This window comes from Comamonas squillarum, assembly GCF_025309455.1.
Taxonomy (GTDB): domain Bacteria; phylum Pseudomonadota; class Gammaproteobacteria; order Burkholderiales; family Burkholderiaceae_C; genus Comamonas; species Comamonas squillarum.
In genome coordinates this window covers 4905163-4922883 of sequence record NZ_CP104377.1, presented here as the reverse complement: position 1 = coordinate 4922883, position 17721 = coordinate 4905163, and the positions used below count along the sequence as shown (strand labels likewise).

General features: G+C 65.0%; 5 protein-coding genes. 1 reads left to right on the top strand and 4 read right to left on the bottom strand.

Annotated elements, in window-relative coordinates; translation table 11 throughout:
- Positions 1-20 precede the first annotated feature (20 nt).
- The 4 genes from N4T19_RS22360 to N4T19_RS22345 form a co-directional block, all read right to left on the bottom strand.
- Positions 21-3650 (bottom strand): choice-of-anchor P family protein, encoded by a 3630-nt coding sequence (locus N4T19_RS22360; protein ID WP_313900076.1) that lies wholly within the window; start codon positions 3648-3650, stop codon positions 21-23.
- Between the two features lie 640 nt (positions 3651-4290).
- On the bottom strand, positions 4291-14010 hold the full coding sequence (locus N4T19_RS22355) for a hypothetical protein (protein WP_260719035.1): 9720 nt from the start codon (positions 14008-14010) through the stop codon (positions 4291-4293).
- 518 nt (positions 14011-14528) lie between these two features.
- Positions 14529-15611: a TerB family tellurite resistance protein gene (locus N4T19_RS22350; protein WP_260719034.1), complete on the bottom strand. Its 1083-nt coding sequence runs from the start codon at positions 15609-15611 to the stop codon at positions 14529-14531.
- 98 nt (positions 15612-15709) lie between these two features.
- Complete coding sequence (locus N4T19_RS22345) at positions 15710-16501, bottom strand: IclR family transcriptional regulator (protein ID WP_182345186.1); 792 nt, start codon at positions 16499-16501, stop codon at positions 15710-15712.
- Positions 16502-16637: 136 nt separating this feature from the next.
- Here N4T19_RS22345 and N4T19_RS22340 point away from each other — a divergent pair, with 136 nt between their 5' ends.
- A complete protein-coding gene (locus N4T19_RS22340; RefSeq protein ID WP_116924843.1) occupies positions 16638-17720 on the top strand; it encodes a cyclase family protein in 1083 nt (360 codons plus the stop codon).
- Position 17721 lies beyond the last annotated feature (1 nt).

Below are 17721 nucleotides of genomic sequence, written 5' to 3'. Positions count from 1 at the left end.
GCCAGCGATGTGTCCCCTCCTCAGTCGCCCGCCTGCACCATCTCGCCGTTCGGGTCGGTCACCCGCACCACGGTGATGGCCGGCGCATCCTCGGCGTCTCCCACAATGCCGGTGCTGGCGCCATAGAAGCCGGCCACAAAGCGGAAGGCTGGGGAGCCTGACGGGCCGGTGCAGCGGAAGTTGAACTGGCGCAGCACTTCAGCGACACAGACATAGCCCGAGGCCGCATCGATCACCGAGTTGGCATCGCGTGTCTGGAAGCGGAAGCTGCGGCTGGCTATCGCATCCGTTTGCGACAGCAGCACCCAGGATCCGCGCAGCGACTGGGCCGAGGCCTTGTTCACACCGTAGTAGAAGCGCTCGATCTGTACCGCTTGCTCACCGGGGAAGGCCAGCGTTCCCACCGATGGCGCGGTGAAGTGGATCGACCGGGTCAGACCAGCATCGGCCTTGAAGCTGGCAATCGCAGCCGGGCCACCAAAGTAGCGCCCACCCTGGTACTGCACCGTGGGCAGATCGGGGGTGTTGGGCTCTGGCGTGGTGGAGGCATCGTGCGCGCCCAGCAGGCTGTGGAAGGTCGCCTGTCCGTTGCTCTCATAGTCGTACACCGACATGAACAGCATATGGTCCTCGCTGGTCACAGGCTTTTGCAGCTCGATCGAAATCCCCCGACCCGGCAGACCCCGCAGCTCGCTGCTGACCACCCAGGTGCCCGACTCAAGGGCATAGCCCGGTGCGTAGTAGCTGGTGCGCACATTCTGGTTGTTCTGGCGGGTGTAGGCGGCACGAGCGATGCGGAAACCGACCAGGCGCCGGGCCTCGCCACCGCCCTCTTGCACGCTGCCACTGATCTGGTCCACGCCGCGCTGCAAGGACAGTGACACCACGGCACCGCCGCCTGCGCCGCCCGCCCGGTTGCCCGCGCAGTTGAACACCACACCGCTGCCGCTGTAGCTGCACTGCGCCACCACACGGCCGGACAAGGTGCCGCCAAAGCCATGCACGGTTGTTGCCGCTGTAGCGGGATAAGGCCAGGCCATCGCCGCAGCCGCCCATTCGCCACTCATGGGCACCTGTTCGCTCGTGCCAATATCGGCCCACCAGCTGCGCACCGGTTGGTTGCTGCTGTTGAACTCGACCATCGCCCAGCGATCGACAAAGGCCGGGTCGGAAAAGACGCCAGCTGGCGTGCCTTCATAGTCGTAGCGCTGCATCGCCTTGGTGGGCTCGCCTGGGAACTGGATCGTGCCGGTGTTGCGGCTGGTGAAGGTGATCACCACATTGCCGGGGCTGCCCGCCTCATGGCCGTCGCGTTGTTCGCTGCCAAAGAAGCGCCCGCCTTCGTAGAAATACAGCGGCGCGGTCACCGTGTTGTCGTGCAGGGTGCCCAGTGCTGTGTGGAAGGTCGGCGCACCCGAAGCACGGTAGTTGTAGACCTGCATGAACAGCACCCCATCCTGGATGTCGATGCCCATGCCGCGACCCGGCTCCCCATTGAGTTCGTCCTTGATGATCCAGGTGCCGCTCTGGGCTGCGATCAGACCGGCAGGCAGCTCGCCATTGGGGTCCGAGGTCTTGGCCACTTCGCGGCTGCTGCTGCCGGTATTGCTCGCTTCATCGGTCTGCGATGCCGTCACCGTGACCGGTCCCTTGGGCAAGGCGCCCACCTGCATGCCAGGCGCCGTCCAGGTGCCGTTGACGCAGGCCACCGTCACCTTGATGGATCCCACACTCACCGTGACTGCGCCGTCGCCGCTGGTGCAGGTACCCGCTGGGCTGTAGGCGTTCTGGTTCGAGGTATCAATGGTCGGCGCGGTGCTGATCGAGACCGCAGGCGCCGTCGTGTCCTTGACGGTGTTGAGCGTGCCGGAGATGACGGTGCCAGCCACTGTCTGCGAGGCCTTCACCACCACCGTGCCCTCAGGCAGGCTGCGCACATCGACAGCGCTCAAGCTCCAGTTGCCACCCGTGCAGGCCGCCGTGTTGCTGATGCTGCCAATGGCCACCGTCACCATGCCGCCAGCCGCACTGCAGGCGCCGGAGACGCCGCCATAGCTGGCCTGGTTGCTGCTGTTGATACGCGGCGCCACCACCACCGTGACGGCAGCTGCGCTGCTGTCCTTGCTGGTCGTGCGGCTGGCACTGCCGATGTTGCCGGCCGCATCGGTCTGCATCGCGGTTACCGTAACCGCGCCTGCAGGCAGACCACTGACATCCAGGCCCGAGGTGGACCAGATACCGCTGTTGCACACAGGCTGCGGCACAGCAGCCACGGTCCCCACGCGCACCGTGACCGCCGCCCCGTTTTCAGAACAGCTGCCCGCCACGCCATACGACGACTGGTTGGCCGCATTGATCACCGGTGCCGAGGTAATCGCCACCGCGGGGGCGGTCGCGTCCTTGCCGGTCACCAGGCTACCCGAGCCGGTCTGACCGCCCACCGTCTGCGAGGCCGTCACCGTGACCGATCCATCAGGCAAACCGCTCACATTGATGCCCGAGGCCGACCAGACACCGCCGCCGCACAGCGCCGATGCCGGGACCGATCCAACCATGACGGCCACCGCCTCACCATTGGCCGAACAGGTGCCCGACACCGTGTACGAGGCCTGGTTCGCTGCCGTGATCTGGGGCGCCGCAACGACGGCCACCACCGGCAACTGGGGTACCGAGCCCGTGCTCTTGGTGGTCGACTGGCTCGCCGAGCCAGGGGGCTGTCCGGACACCGTCTGTGTCGCGGTGATCGTCACCGTGCCATCGGGCAGGCCTTGTGCATTGACCGAGCCCGAATAGGTGCCGTCTGCTGCACAGAGCAGCGACTGGCTCACGCCTGCTGGGTTGGAGCTGATGGCCACATTGCCGCTGCCGGCACTGCAACTGCCGCTGATGGGCACCGACGCCTGGTTGCCCGCGTTGATCGGCGGCAGAGGATTCAGGGTCACCGTGGGCTTGCAATCGGGCATGGATGCGGTGGAGTTGCCCACGATCACCGAGGCGTTGAGCAAAGGCAGGGTCAAGGCCTTGGCCACCAACTCAATGCGCAGCGCGGTCACGCTCATGGAGGTGCCGCTTTGGCTTTGCTCATTGGTGTAGAGCTTGACACCCACCTCCGTGCCAATGGTTGGCACCCCGATCGTCAGGTTTACAAGACCATTGAGGCTTGCGCTGACTCCGCTGAGCGCGCCGGTTCCGCCGAGTATCTGGGCATCGCCCGAGCCTTGCGGCACGCCGTTGACGCAGGCCATACGGGCTTGAGAGCTGATGGTATTGGCACCCAGAGACAACCCCGCCAGCGTCAGGTTCAAACCGTCCACGGAGCTGTTGGATACCACGTTGTTCTGCGCCAGATTGCTTTGGGTGGAGGAGTTGATGACACCCGTGCCCACGCTCAGCAGATTGGCTCCGGCGGTCACGCCCACACTCGCTACAGAAACAGGCGTGTTGAAATCCGGTGGTGCACTTTTTTGGCCGGTATCCGCAAATGGGACTCCCAGCCCTGCCCCGAGCACATCGGCAGTGACCTGCAGGCCATAGGCCCGCCCGGATCCTGAGGATGCCGCCAGGGCGGAAGTGCTGCAGACGAAGGCCAGCCCTGCAAGCCCCCCGTACAGCAGACGGCGGATAGTTCTCTGTGCACCAATCGGGTTCATAGCGTCTCCTTCTGCACCGCCATAACGCCCGTTGGGGGTGATCCACTCAGACCCCACCAACCGGCCGAGGACAGGTGCTGCTGATTGCTCATACAAACACAACTACTCACAAGCGCAAAGGTACTGCGAATCTTTGGTAAACGGTAAATTATTTTATTGAGTACACTTATAAGCACAACCATCTCCCCCCAATAGCTGGTTACAACAGCCCCGGCTCTTACGGGCCGCACAGCACAGGGGGAGCAGACCTGTCCAATCCGCCCATGTCGGACCCCCCCTTGCTACTGCACTGCGGATTTACAGAGGAGAAATCGCGCATAAATGCATTTTTTTGCAAAGGTCGCTCGCAGCCCTCGCAGTCACCAAAGAGCCCCCCAATCACGGTGGGCCAGGTGCGGTGGAGAGGTACATAGCCCCCGGGAGCCGTCTCAACTCTGCTCCGTCTGACATATCTGACAGCGCCTTCTACCGTCAAATCAAGGCCTCGGCTTACAGCGGCGGTTACATCCTGGCATAGATTCGATGCCGATTTGGCAACAGCGCCATAGCCTTCAAACCTCAAGTAGATGCTTTATCTGGACCGCAACCCGGCTCAGTTGCCACCGCTGCGCCTTGGCCGGCCCGCGGTGGCTCATTGGCCTCAGTCGCCTGCCTGCACCATCTCGCCGTTCGGATCCGTCACCCGCATCACGGTGATGGCTGGGGCATCTTCGGCGTCTCCCACAATGCCGGAGCTGGCGCCATAGAAGCCTGCGACAAAACGGAAGGCCGGTGTGCCCGCAGGGCCAGTGCAGCGGAAGTTGTACTGGCGCAGCACTTCGGCGACACAGACATAGCCCGAGTCGGTATCGATGACCGAGTTCTCGTCGCGCTTTTGGAAGCGGAAGATCCGGCTTGGCATCGCATCCGTGGCAGACAGCACCGACCAGGATCCGCGCAGCGACTGGGCCGAGCCCTTGTTGACGCCATAGTAGAAACGCTCTATCTGCAACGGCTGCTCGCCGGGGAAGGCCAGCGTTCCCACCGAAGGCGCACTGAAGTGGATCGACTGGGTCGGTCCCGCTTCCGCCTTGAAGCGAGCACTCGCAGCCGGGCCACCAAAGTAACGCCCGCCCTGGTACTGCACTGTGGGCAGATCGGGGGTGTTGGGCTCTGGTGTGGTCGATGCGTCATGCGCGCCAAGCACACTGTGGAACGTCGCCTTGCCGTCGCTCTGGTAGTCGTACACCGACATGAACAACAGATGCTCCTCCTGGTTCAGCGGCTTTTGCAGCTCGATGGAAATACCGCGACCTGGCAGGCCCCGCAACTCGCTACTGACGACCCAGGTACCCGACTCAGGCAGGTAGCCTGGCGCGTAGTAGCTGGTGCGCACGCTCTGGTTGTCCTGCCAGGAGTAGGCAGCACGGGCCACGCGGAAGCCCACCAGGCGCCGGGTGTCTCCACCGCCCTCCTTCACCGTGCCGCTGAGCTGGTCAACACCACGCTGCATCGTCATCGCGATCACCGGCGCACCGTTAGCCCCCGCACGGTTGCCCGAGCAGTTGAACACCAGACCCCGGCCGCCGTAGCTGCATTGCGCCACCACATGGCCCGACAAGGTGCCGCCAAAGCCATGGACCGCCGTTGCCACGGTAGGTGGGTATGGCCAGCCCATCGCTGCTGCCGCCCAATCCTCGCTCATCGAGACCTGCTCGCTCGTGCCGATATCGGCCCACCAGCTGCGCACCGGTTGGTTGCTGCTGTTGAGCTCGACCATGGCCCAGCGGTCGACAAAGGCCGGATCGGAGAAGACACCAGCGGGCGTGCCCTCATAGTCAAAGCGGTGCATGGCCTTTACCGGCTCGCCCGGGAACTGGATCGTACCGGTGCTGCGGCTGGTGAAGGTGATGACCACATTGCCAGGGCTGCCGGCCGCATGGCCATCGCGTTGCTCGCTGCCAAAGTAGCGCCCGCCTTCGTAGAAGTACAGCGGAGCGGTCACTTTGTTGTCGCGCAAGGTGCCCAGTGCCGTGTGAAAGGTCGCCTCCCCCGACTGGCGGTAGTTGTAGACCTGCATGAACAGCACGCCGTCCTGGATGTCGATACCCATGCCGCGGCCTGGCTCGCCATTGAGCTCATCGCTGATGATCCAGGTACCGTTCTGGGGCGCAATCCGGGCAACGGGAGGCTCGGGCGGCTCGCCGCCAGAGCCCGTCGACTTCGAGACTTCGCGGGTGATGCTGCCCGTGTTGCCGGCTTGGTCCGTCTGCGATGCCGTCACGGCAACTGCTCCATCGGGCAGACCACGGACATCCATGCCAGGCGCCGTCCAACTGCCGTTGATGCAGGCTGCCGCAGCCTGGACAGTACCCACCTTCACCGTCATGGTGCCGTCACCCGAGGTGCAGCTGCCCGCAGGGCTGTATGCGCCCTGGTTGGACGTATCGATGCTCGGCGCCATGCCGATCGAGACGACGGGTGCCACGGTGTCCTTGACCGCATTCTGGGAACTGGAGACCACTGCACCATCCACCGTCTGCGAAGCCGTCACCATGACCGCACCATCAGGCAAGCCACGGACATCCAGCCCTGCCGTGGACCAGGTTCCGCCATTGCAAGGCACCGAGGCAGACAGGGAGCCGACCACGACGGTCACATTGCTGCCGCTGGCCGCGCAAGTGCCCGAGACGGTGTAGGACGCCTGGTTGGACAAGGAGATGGCTGGCGCCGAAGTGATGGCAAACACTGGCGTGCCGCCACCCGCACTCTTGCTGGTCACAAAACCACCGGTTCCCGTCTGGCCACCCGCTGTCTGTGCGACAGTCACCGTGACCGCGCCATCTGGCAAGCCGCTGACATCCAGTCCAGGTGTCGACCAAGTTCCACCACTGCACAGTGCTGTGGCAGAGATGGAACCGACCAGCACAATGACGTTGGTGCCATCGACCGAGCAGGTGCCCGATACGGTATAGGCAGTCTGGTTGGCCGCCGTGATCGCCGGCGCCGAGGTCACGGCCACGGCAGGCACTACTCCAGCCGCGTCCTTGCTGGTCACAAAACCGCCGGAGCCCGTCTGGCCTCCCGCCGTCTGCGCCACCGTCACCGTCACCGGTCCATTGGGCAAGCCGCTGACATCCAGACCCATAACGGACCAGCTGCCACCGCTGCACACGGCCGTCGCAGAGATGCTGCCAACCAGAACCGTCACATTGGTACCACCGACCGAGCAGGTGCCCGATACGGTATAGGACGACTGGTTGGCCGCTGTGATCGCAGGTGCCGAAGTAATCGCCACAGCAGGAATAGCCCCCGCCGCATCCTTGCTGGTCACAAAGCCGCCGGTGCCCGTCTGGCCACCCGCCGTCAGCGACACCGACACGGAGACCGGTCCATCAGCCAAGCCACTGACATCCATGGCCGGACTGGCCCAGATGCCGCCGGTGCAGACAGCGGACGCCGAGACGGAGCCCACCAGCACAGCCACATTGCCACCATCGGCCGAGCAGGTGCCCGAGACGGTATAGGCCGACTGGTTGGCCGCCGTGATGGCTGGCGCCGAGGTAATGGCCACCGCAGGTGAAGCGCCCGCCGAGTCCTTGGTGGTCACCAGGCTACCCGATCCCGTTTGGGCACCAGCGGTTTGCGAGGCCATGATGGTGACCGCGCCATCGGGCAAGCCGCTGACATCCACACCCGAGCTGGCCCAGATGCCCGCGTTGCACTGTGCCAATGCCGGGATCGATCCAATCAGCACCGTGACAGCAGCGCCATCTGCCGAGCAGGTGCCCGATACGCTATAGGCCGACTGGTTCGCCGCCGTGATCGCAGGTGCCGAGGTAATGGCCACCGCAGGTACCAGGCCAGCCGCATCCTTGCTGGTCGTCCAACCGCTGGAGCCGATCTGGCCACCCACCGTCTGAGACGCCGACACGGAGACCGGTCCATCGGCCAAGCCGCTGACATCGATGGCCGCAGTCGCCCAGATGCCGTTGTTGCAAGCCCCCGATGCGGTGAGGCCGCCTATCAGCACATCCACATCGGCGCCCTCCGCCGAGCAGGTACCCGAGACGGTATAGGCCGACTGGTTGGCTGCCGTGATCACAGGCGCCGAGGTGATTGCCACCACCGGTGCCACGCCTGCGGTGTCCTTGCTGGTGGCAAAGCTGCCCGTGCCCGTCTGGCCACCTGCCACTTGGGTCGCCGTCACCGCAACCGGCCCATCCGCCAGCCCACTGACGTCCATGCCCTCGGTCGCCCAGAGGCCACCCATGCACGGCGCCGTTGCAGACACCGAGCCGACCTGCACATCCACATTGCTGCCGCCCACCGAGCAAGTGCCCGAGACGGAGTACGCCGATGCATTGGCTGCCGTGATGGCAGGTGCCGACGTAATGGTCACCACGGGTGTAGCTACGCCAGTGCCCTTGTTGACCTGCACATTGGCCGACCCCACCAGGGTCCCCACCGTTTGCTGAGCCGTCACAGTGACCGTGCCGTCCTGCAAGCCACTGACATTCAACGCTGAGGTCATCCAACTGCCGCTGGTGCAGGGCACCGATGCGGACACCGAGCCGACCAGCACATCCACATTGGTACCGTTGACCGAGCAGGTTCCCGAGACGCTATAGGCCGACTGGTTGGCTGCCGTGATATCCGCAGCCGAGGTAATCGTCACCACGGGTTGGACACTACCTGTGCTCTTGTTGGTCACCAGGCTACCCGAGCCCAGCACACTGCCGACGGTCTGCGCCGCAGTTACGGTGACCGGTCCATCGGCCAGGCCAGTGACATCCAGACCAGCGGCGGACCAGTTGCCAGCCGCGCATGGCGCGCTTGCAGCCACCGAACCGACCTGAACCGCGACAGGGATGCCGTCGGCCGAGCAGCTGCCCGAGACGGTATACGAAGCCTGGTTGGCTGCGGTAATGGCGGGTGCCGAGCTGACGGTCACCACTGGGGCGGCGCCTGCCGTCTCCTTGCTGGTCACCAAGCTGCCCGATCCCGTTTGACCACTGGCAGTTTGCGAGGCCATGACGGTGACTGCTCCATCAGGCAAGGCAGTGACATCAACAGCTGCTGTGGACCAGATGCCCGCATTGCACACTGCCGACGCCGATACCGAGCCGACCAGGACCGCCACGTTGCTGCCGCCCACCGAGCAAGAGCCCGAGACGGTATAGGCTGCCTGGTTGGCCAACGTGATCGCAGGTGCCGACGTCACGCTCACCACGGGTACGATTCCGGCCGCATCCTTGGTGGTCACCAGGCTGCCCGTGCCGGTTTGTGTGCCCAGCGTTTGCGAAACTGTCACGGTGACCGGGCCATCGGGCAAGGCACTGACGTCCACGGCCGTGCTCGACCAGATACCGGCATTGCACTGCGCCGATGCAGGAACCGAGCCGATTTGAACAGCCACCGCTGCGCCATTGACTGAGCAGGTACCCGAGACGGTGTAAGCCGATTGGTTCGCTGCCGTGATCGGCGGTGCCGAGATCACACCCACGGCGGGCGCAGCTCCGGCAGAGTCCTTGCTGATCACCAGGCTGACTGTTCCCGTCTGGCCACCGGCGTCTTGCGAGGCCTGCACCGTAATCTGTCCATCAGCCAGCCCACTGACATTGATGGGCTCGGTGGCCCAGATGCCATCGCTGCAGGTTGCCGATGCGGGTATCGAGCCGACGAGTACCGTCACCACTTCACCATTGACCGAGCAGGTGCCCGAGACGGTATAGGCGGCCTCATTCAAGGCGGTGATTGCAGGTGCGGAGGTGATGACCACCACAGGAACAATCGCTGCAGTGGCCTTGGTGGTCTCCACGCTGTCCGACCCGGACAAGCCGCCAACGATTTGCTCCGCGGTCACGACGACCACCCCGTCAGGCAAGGCACTGACATTCAGACCCGACGCAGTCCAGGCTCCCGCGTCACAGGTCGCAGACGCTGGGACACTGCCGACCTGGACGGCGACACTGATGCCGCTCGCCGAGCAAGTGCCCGAGACCGTGTAGGACGCCTGGTTGGCCAGCGTAATGGCGGGAGCAGAGCCAATGGTCACCACAGGCGCAGTAGCGGCCGCAGTCTTGTTGACCACCACACTGGCCGATCCCGAGCCGCCACTCACGGTCTGCGAGGCGGTCACCGTCACCAATCCATCCGGCAAGCCACTGACATCCAGCGGAGCCGTGGTCCAACTGCTGCCGTCGCATGCCACCGATGCGGCGATGGATCCAACCTGAACCGCCACGTTGGTACCGGCCACCGAGCAGGTGCCCGAGACGGTGTAGGCCGCCTGGTTAGATACGGTAATGTCAGGTGGCAGGGTGATGGCCACCACGGGCACGATCCCCACCGGCTCCTTGTTGATCACCAGGCTCACCGATCCCGTTTGGCTACCCGCCGTTTGCGATGCCATGACCGTGACCGCGCCAGCGGGCAAGCCGCTCACGTCCATGCCAGCGGTAACCCAGGTACCGCTGCTGCAAGGCGCCGCTGCAGCGACCTGGCCCACCAGAACGGAGACATCCGTGCCGTTGACCGAGCAAGTGCCCGATACGACATAGGCCGACTGGTTGGCCGCCGTGATCGCCGCTGCCGAAGTGATGGACACCGACGGGGCAACGCCTGCCGTGTCCTTGGCGGTCACCAAACTGCCCGATCCCGTCAAACCACCGGCCGTTTGCGAGGCCGTCACCGTGACTGATCCATCGGGCAAACCACTGACATCCAGCCCTGCGCTGGTCCAGCTGCCGCCGCTGCATGGGGCCGAAGCCGCAACCGAGCCGACCAGTACCGCCACGTTGCTGCCATCCACCGTGCAGGTACCCGAGACGGTATAGGCAGACTGGTTGGCAGCCGTGATGGCCGGTGCCGAGCTGATGGCCACCACCGGCGCGATGCCGGCCGTGTCCTTGGCGGTCACCAGGCTGCCCGATCCGGTTTGGCCGTTCAGCGTCTGCGAAGCCGTCACCAGCACCATCTCATCGGGCAAGGCGCTGACATCCATCGCTGCGGTCGACCAGATGCCGCCGTTGCACACAGGCTGCGGCACCGCTGCAACGTCACCGACATGCACCGTTACCACCACGCCGTTTTCCGAGCAGGTGCCCGATACGGTATAGGCCGACTGGTTGGCCGCGGTGATCGCGGGCGCCGAGGTAATGGTGACCACCGGGGCGATTCCCTCGGAGTCCTTTCCAATCACCAAACTCCCCGAGCCCGTCAGGCCGCCCACCGTCTGCGCGGCAACGACCGAGACGGGTCCATTGGGCAAGCCACTGACATTGAGGCCTGCGGTGGACCAGATGCCGCCACTGCAGGGCGCCGAGCCAGCGACGGTGCCGACCAGCACATCAACACCCGTGCCGTTGACCGAGCAGGTGCCCGAGACGGTATAGGACAACTCGTTCGCTGCCGTGATCGCAGGCGCCGAGGTGATGCTCACCACAGGAGCGATGCCGGCCGAACTCTTGCTCGTCACCAGGCTGCCCGATCCCGTTTGGCCACCGACGGTTTGCGTGGCCGTGACCGTGACCGCGCCATCGGGCAAGCCACTGACATCCAGGCCTGCCGTGGCCCACACACCGCCGTCGCACAGTGCCGTGGCAGCGATGGAGCCGACCAGAACGGCCACGTTGCTGCCGTTGGCCGAGCAGGTGCCCGAAGCGACATAGGACGCCTGGTTGGAACCCGTGATGGCGGGAGCCGAGGTGACGGCCACGGAAGGAGCGACTCCCGCCGTGTCCTTGGCGATCACCAGCGTGCCCGATCCGATTTGGCCATTGGCGGTTTGCGAAGCGGTCACGGTGACCGCGCCATCCGGCAAAGCAGCGACATTCAGCGCCGGGGTGGTCCAGAGGCCGGCATCGCAGGTCGCCGATGCAGAGATGGAGCCGATCAGGACGTTGACGTTGGACCCGTTGACCGAGCAAGTGCCCGAGACGGTATAGGCTGCCTCGTTCAGCGCCGTGATGGCGGGTGCAGCGCTGATGGTCACCACCGGTGCGACACCCGCCGTGTCTTTGGCTGTCACCAGCGTGCCCGACCCCGTTTGCGCGCCTACCGTTTGCGAGGCGGAGACCAGCACCGGCCCATCTGCCAAGCCGCTGACATCGAGACCTGAGCTGGACCAGATGTTGCCCGTACAGGGCGCCGCAGCCGCCACGGAGCCGACCAGCACAGCGACATTCGTGCCATTGGCCGAGCAGGTGCCCGAGACGGTATAGGCGCCCTCATTGAGCGCCGTGATGGCGGGTGCCGAGCTAATGGTCACCACGGGGGCGTCCACCACCGTGTTCTTGCTGGTCTGCAGGCTGCCCGATCCCGTCTGGCCGCCCACCGTCTGCGACGCCGTCACCGTGACCGCGCCATCGAGCAGGCTACCGACATCCACCGCTGCGGTGGACCAGATGCCGCCGTTACAAGGCGCCGCAGCCGAGATGGAGCCGATCAGCACGGCCACGTTGGTGCCGCTGGCCGAACAGGTACCAGATACCGTGTAAGAGCTCTGGTTCACTGCCGTGATCGCGGGGGCCGAGGTCACCGCTACCACGGGCACGGCGCCCGTCACGTCCTTGCTGGTCACCAGGCTGGCCGATCCGGTTTGGCCGCCCAACGTTTGCGACGCCATGACCGTGACGGCCCCATTGGGCAAGCCACTGACATCCAGGCCGGCCGTGGACCAGCTGCCATTCGCACACAGCGCAGAGGCAGCGACCGAGCCCACCAGCACGGCCACGTTGCTGCCGTTGACCGAGCAGTTGCCCGAAACCGTATAGGCCGCCTGGTTGGCCAGCGTGATGGCGGGAGCCAGGCTGATGGTCACGACGGGGATAGCACCGGCCGAGTCCTTCGTGGTCCCCAGATTGCCCGATCCCGTTTGGTTACCAACGGTTTGCGACGCAGTGACCGTGACAGCCCCATTGGGCAAGGCCGTGACATCCAGGCCTGCGGCGGCCCAGATATTGCCAGTACAGGGCACCGTGGCATTGACAGTGTCGATGACGACGGAAACGTTGGTGCCGTTCACCGAACATGTGCCCGAGACGCTATAGGAGGCCTGGTTCGCTGCGGTGATCGCCGGTGCCGACGTAACGACCACCACGGGCAGAACCCCTGCGGCGTCCTTGCTGGTCGTCAAGCTGCCCGAGCCGAGCAGACCACTGACAGTTTGCGAGGCCATGACCGTGACCGCCCCATTGGGCACGGCTGTGACATTCAGGCCGGCGGCGGACCAGAGGCCGCCGCTGCACTGTGCCGATGCGGGCACTACCCCGACCAGGATGGAGACCGATGCACCATTGGCCGAGCAGGTGCCCGAGACGCTGTAGGACGCCTGGTTCGCTGCGGTGATAGGCGGCGCAGAGACGACCGTCACGACTGGCGGTTGCAAGACCGGGGCCGTGTTCTTGGTGGTGGACTGGCTCGACGAGCTGGTCGGCCCTGCGGGGCTCTGTGATGCCGTGAGCGTCACGGGACCATCGGCCAGCGCTGTGGTGTCCACCGAACCGGAATAGCTGCCAGTGGCAGAGCAAGGCAGCGACTGGCTCACGCCGGTGGGCGTAGAGCTGATGGCCACATTGCCACTGCCGGCGCTGCAGGTTCCGCTAACGGATATAGCCGCCTGGTTGCTGGTGGTAATCAACGGCAAGGGCGCCAGCGTGACCGTGGGCGCGCAATCGGACAGGGTTGCAGAGGAGTTGCCTACCACGACGGATGCACCGAGCAACCGCGCGCCCAGCGCAGAGGCGACCAGCTCCACACGCAGCGCATTGACGCTCAGTGTCTTGCCCTGGTTGCTCAGTATTTGCTCATTGGTGTGGAGGACGACCCCCACCATGGTTCCGAGCGTGGGCACGCCAATCGTCAGATTGGTTTGGGTATTTGCCGCCACACTCACCCCCACGAGCGATCCCGTCGCCCCGAGGATTTGTGCGCTGCCCTCTGGTTTGGGCACCCCGTTGTCGCACGACATCTTGGCTTGCGAACTGATGGTGTCAGCCCCCAGCGCCAGCCCCGCGAGCTTGAGGGCCAAGCCGTTGACGGAGGACGAAGACACCACACTGTTTTGCGCCAGCTTGCTTTGCGTGGCGGCGTTGAGCACGCCCGTACGCACGGTCAGCAAATTGCCTACGCCTGCAGCGACAGACGCACTGACGACCGAGGTGGGGGTATTGAAATCCGGTGGTGCCGTTTTCTGGCCGGTATCGGCAATCGGGACACCGAGTCCCACACCCACCACATCGGCGGTGACCTGCAGGCCATAGGCCCGGCCGGATCCGGCCGAGGCCGCCTGGACGGCGGAACTGCAGATGAGGGCCAGGCTCGCGAGCCCCCCGTAGAGCAGATGGCGGAGGGTCCTCTGCGCACCAATCGGGTTCATAGCGTCTCCTTGGGCACCAAGCCAGGACGCCAGGATGGGTGGGATAAACCCAGGCCATACCCCCCGGCGGTCGAGGACAGGTGCCGCTGATTACTCATGCAAACACAACGATTCACAAGGGCAACCGTACTGCGAACCTTTGGTAAATCTAAAATTAATTTATTGAAAGAATCTATAAGCGCAGCTAGTTCTGGTCTATAACCAAAGCGGGCTGCGCCAGCGGGTCAAACCGCCTGTGCGGGTTACCGCCCTCGCCCTCTTGAGCGACAGAATATGCCGTGCACTTCGGGTCTTTCTCCGCCAGAACTCAGAGGAGAAATATAGGATAAGTGCTCGTTTTTGTATGATTTTTTGTCGCGCAGACGTCAGACAAAAAAGCCCGCCAAAATGGCGGGCTGGGCAGAACCCCATCGCAAAATCACCAAGCGACTATTCATGCATTTTGACAACCTTGCCGGTGTCGTCCTGCATTTATTCAAGCATTTGACCTACAGCGATAGTTACATTCAGAAATATCGCTACTGACCGCCACGCACCATCGACAGGATCTTGGCGGTGTTCAGGCCGCTCGCAGTCTCCTGCATCTGCGCCTGGTAGCGCGACTGCAGCTGGCGGCCATCCTGCATCACATGCTGGTAGGCGTTCTTCAGCATGTCAGTCGACAGCTGGCGCCCGCCGGCGTAGTACTGGTTGGCGACATGGCCCAGCGCATAGGTGGAGGCAAAGCTCATGCCGCTGCTGACGGCCTGCCGGCCCAGGCCGCCGAGCAGGCCTTTGCCGGCCTTGCCCAGCAGGCCACCCAGCAGCTTGCGCCCCGCCTGCTCCAGGTACTGCGAGGTCAAGCCGACACCCAGCGCGCCCAGCAGGTCCTTGATGTGGCCCTTGTCCAGCTCGTAGCCATAGTTCTGCCCGATCTGGTAGACCAGGCGCATCTGCAGCGGAATGATCGCCAGCGTCGAGAGGTTCTCGGGCAGCAGCTCGATCGCACCGTTGAGAACCGAGGCCTTGAGGATCTTCTGGTCCATCGCCTCCACCGACAAGCTCGAAGGCCGGCGCTCGGCCTGCGCCGGCACCAGCGGGTCGGCCGCTGCCGGATGGGGCGCGGGCTCCGTCAGCGCCAGCGGGGTGTCGGGCAAGGCGGCGTTCAATGGCGCATCGACCAGGTTGCCGGCCAGCGCCTGCGCAGGCGGCGTGGCCAACGCTGCCGCTGCAGCCATCCCCGTCGCGGCAGCCACTGCAGGCGCTGCGGTAGGACCGGGCGCGGTGGGCGCCTGCCCTGCCGTACCAAAAGCCTCGCGCAGTTGCGCCAAAAAGGCCGCTTCCTTGGGGCTGGTGCTGCCATCGGCTTCGCAGACGCACAGCGCCATCTCATAGGCGAGCTGGCGCGCCTCGGTGGTCTGCAGTTGGGCCAGCACATCGCCCAATTGCACACGGCGCAGCAGCACATCCTGGTAGAGGTGGGGCAGGTTGATCTGCTGGTCGGCCGCCAGGCCCTCGGCCACCTGGCGGATCTGCTCGCGCTCGCGCTCGTGCTTCTCGCCATCGGCGAACGAGGCGAGCAGGCACAGGGTCAAAGTGGCACGAATTTCTTCAGTCGTCATGTATCAGGGCTCCGCGTTAAAAGTGCACAAAAGAACGCACTTGGAGCCCAGGGCGCGGCCCAGGTTCCGCTCCCTGGCTTGCCAGCGGCCACTCTGCGCTACCGTCCTACGCGATCGCCGCCGCCCACCTGCGCAATACCCGCCTGGGCCAACTCCTCGCGCAGCACCTGCAGCGCCTGCGCCTGGTGCAGCGCATCCATCTGCGCGTCGTGGTTGGCCACGCTGATGGCGGCCATGTGCGCGCTATGGGCGGTCTGGAACTCGATCGCCAGCCCCACGCCGGTGGCGCCCGAGGTGAGCAGGTTGACGCTGAGCGCATGGCCGCGTTTGCGCGTCTGGCGCACCATGTCCATCAGCCGCTCCTGGCTGATGCCGGCGGCCTCGTAGTCCAGCCGGCGGCGCTGGTAGATCTGCTCCAGCTCGGCATCGCGCAGGCTGGCGGCCAGCGCCAGGCTGGCCGTGCCCTGGCCCAGCAGGCGGATCTGCCCGGTCATCAGGCTGTGGGCATGCAGCACCGTGCTGCCCGGCTGCACATGCAGGCAGTGGGCAAAGTCGCCCACGCGGATGATCAGAAACACCGTGTCGCCGCTGCGCCGGGCCACGCTGACCATCACCGGGTGACAGACCTCGAAGATGGGCGGCTTGGCCATCGCCGCCAGCCCCGTCAGCATGGCTTCGACCCCCAAGCGGTAGCGGCCTGTGACCGCATCCTTGGCCGCATAGCCAGACTGGGCCAGCACCATCAGCAAGCGCCGTGCGGTCGAGCGGTCCAGCCCCGACTGCGCGGTCAATTCCGCAATCGACAGGCCTTGCACATGGTGGCGCGTGAGCAGCCGCAGCACCTTGACCAAGCGCGCAGGGCTTTGCGCCCCGGGAAAACCTGAGTTCATATCGTGAACATCCGTGCTGCCAGCTTTTGCCATCCCGGCACATCCCGTCTCATAGTTGCTCGGTACCTCTTGAGGTGCGCACAAGCTACGGCAGATCGCCGCTGCGCGCTGTCTCCCCCGTTATCTGGAAAACCCTATGAACGCCTACCGCCCTGTACATGCCCCGCACCTTGCCCCAGTTGTCGGCAGCGCCGGCTCGCCGCGCTGGACCCAGCGCCCCGCGCAATCGAACTGGGGCGACTTTGGCCCCGATGACCAGCTCGGCCGCCTGAACTACCTGACGGCGGACAAGGTCAAAGAAGCGGCGCAGGAGATACAGACCGGCGAGCGCTTTTGCCTGAGCCTGCCGCTGGACAAGCCCGGCGGCAATGCGCTCAACCCGCGCCGCCACCCGCCGATCATCAAGCCCTCGCGCCGCCCGCTGGGCCCAGGCCTGAACTTTGCGCTCTCGCGTGAGAACCCGAACTACACCGATGTGGTCAGCGACGACTATGCCGAGATTTACCTGCAGTACTCGACGCAGTGGGATGCGCTCTCGCACGTGGGCAGCCATTTCGACATCAATGGCGATGGCGTCGACGAGCTGGTCTACTACAACGGCTTCCAGGCCGGTATCGACATTCTGGCGCCCGATGACCTGCCGGACATGGGCGGCCAGTCCCGCGCCAAGGCGCTGGGTGTGGAGCGCCTGGCCGAGCAGGCCATCCAGGGCCGGGGCGTGCTGGTCAACCTGCGCCGCCACTTTGGCGACGGCCACACGCTCGTCTCGGGCAAGATGCTCAAGGAGGTGCTCAAGGCCGATGGCATCGAGGTGACCCGTGGCGACATCGTCGCGCTCTACACCGGCTTTAGCGAGCTGCTGCTCGCCTGCGATGGCCCGCCGAAGTCCGATATGCCCGAGACCGTCGGCGCGGTGCTCGACGGGCGTGATCCCGAGCTGCAGCAGTGGATCATCGACAGCCACATCACCACCTTGGTGGCCGACAACTACGGCATCGAATCGGTGCCCGGCCGGCCCGTCGATGGCAACTGCGCCTTTTTGCCACTGCATGAGCTGTGCCTGTTCAAGCTCGGCATGCCGTTTGGCGAGCTGTGGTACCTGCACCCGCTGGCGCAGTGGCTGCAGGCCCATGGCCGCTACCGCTTCATGCTCACGGCCCCTGCGTTGCGCCTGCCCGGCGCCGTGGGCTCGCCCGTCACCCCCGTGGCCACCGTCTAAA

Excerpts from the sequence above, each read along its gene's own strand:
- N4T19_RS22355 (WP_260719035.1), bottom strand. The coding sequence starts at position 14,010 with ATGAACCCGATTGGTGCGCAGAGGACCCTCCGCCATCTGCTCTACGGG.
- N4T19_RS22345 (WP_182345186.1), bottom strand. The coding sequence starts at position 16,501 with ATGAACTCAGGTTTTCCCGGGGCGCAAAGCCCTGCGCGCTTGGTCAAG.
- N4T19_RS22340 (WP_116924843.1), top strand. The coding sequence starts at position 16,638 with ATGAACGCCTACCGCCCTGTACATGCCCCGCACCTTGCCCCAGTTGTC.
- N4T19_RS22350 (WP_260719034.1), bottom strand. The coding sequence starts at position 15,611 with ATGACGACTGAAGAAATTCGTGCCACTTTGACCCTGTGCCTGCTCGCC.
- N4T19_RS22360 (WP_313900076.1), bottom strand. The coding sequence starts at position 3,650 with ATGAACCCGATTGGTGCACAGAGAACTATCCGCCGTCTGCTGTACGGG.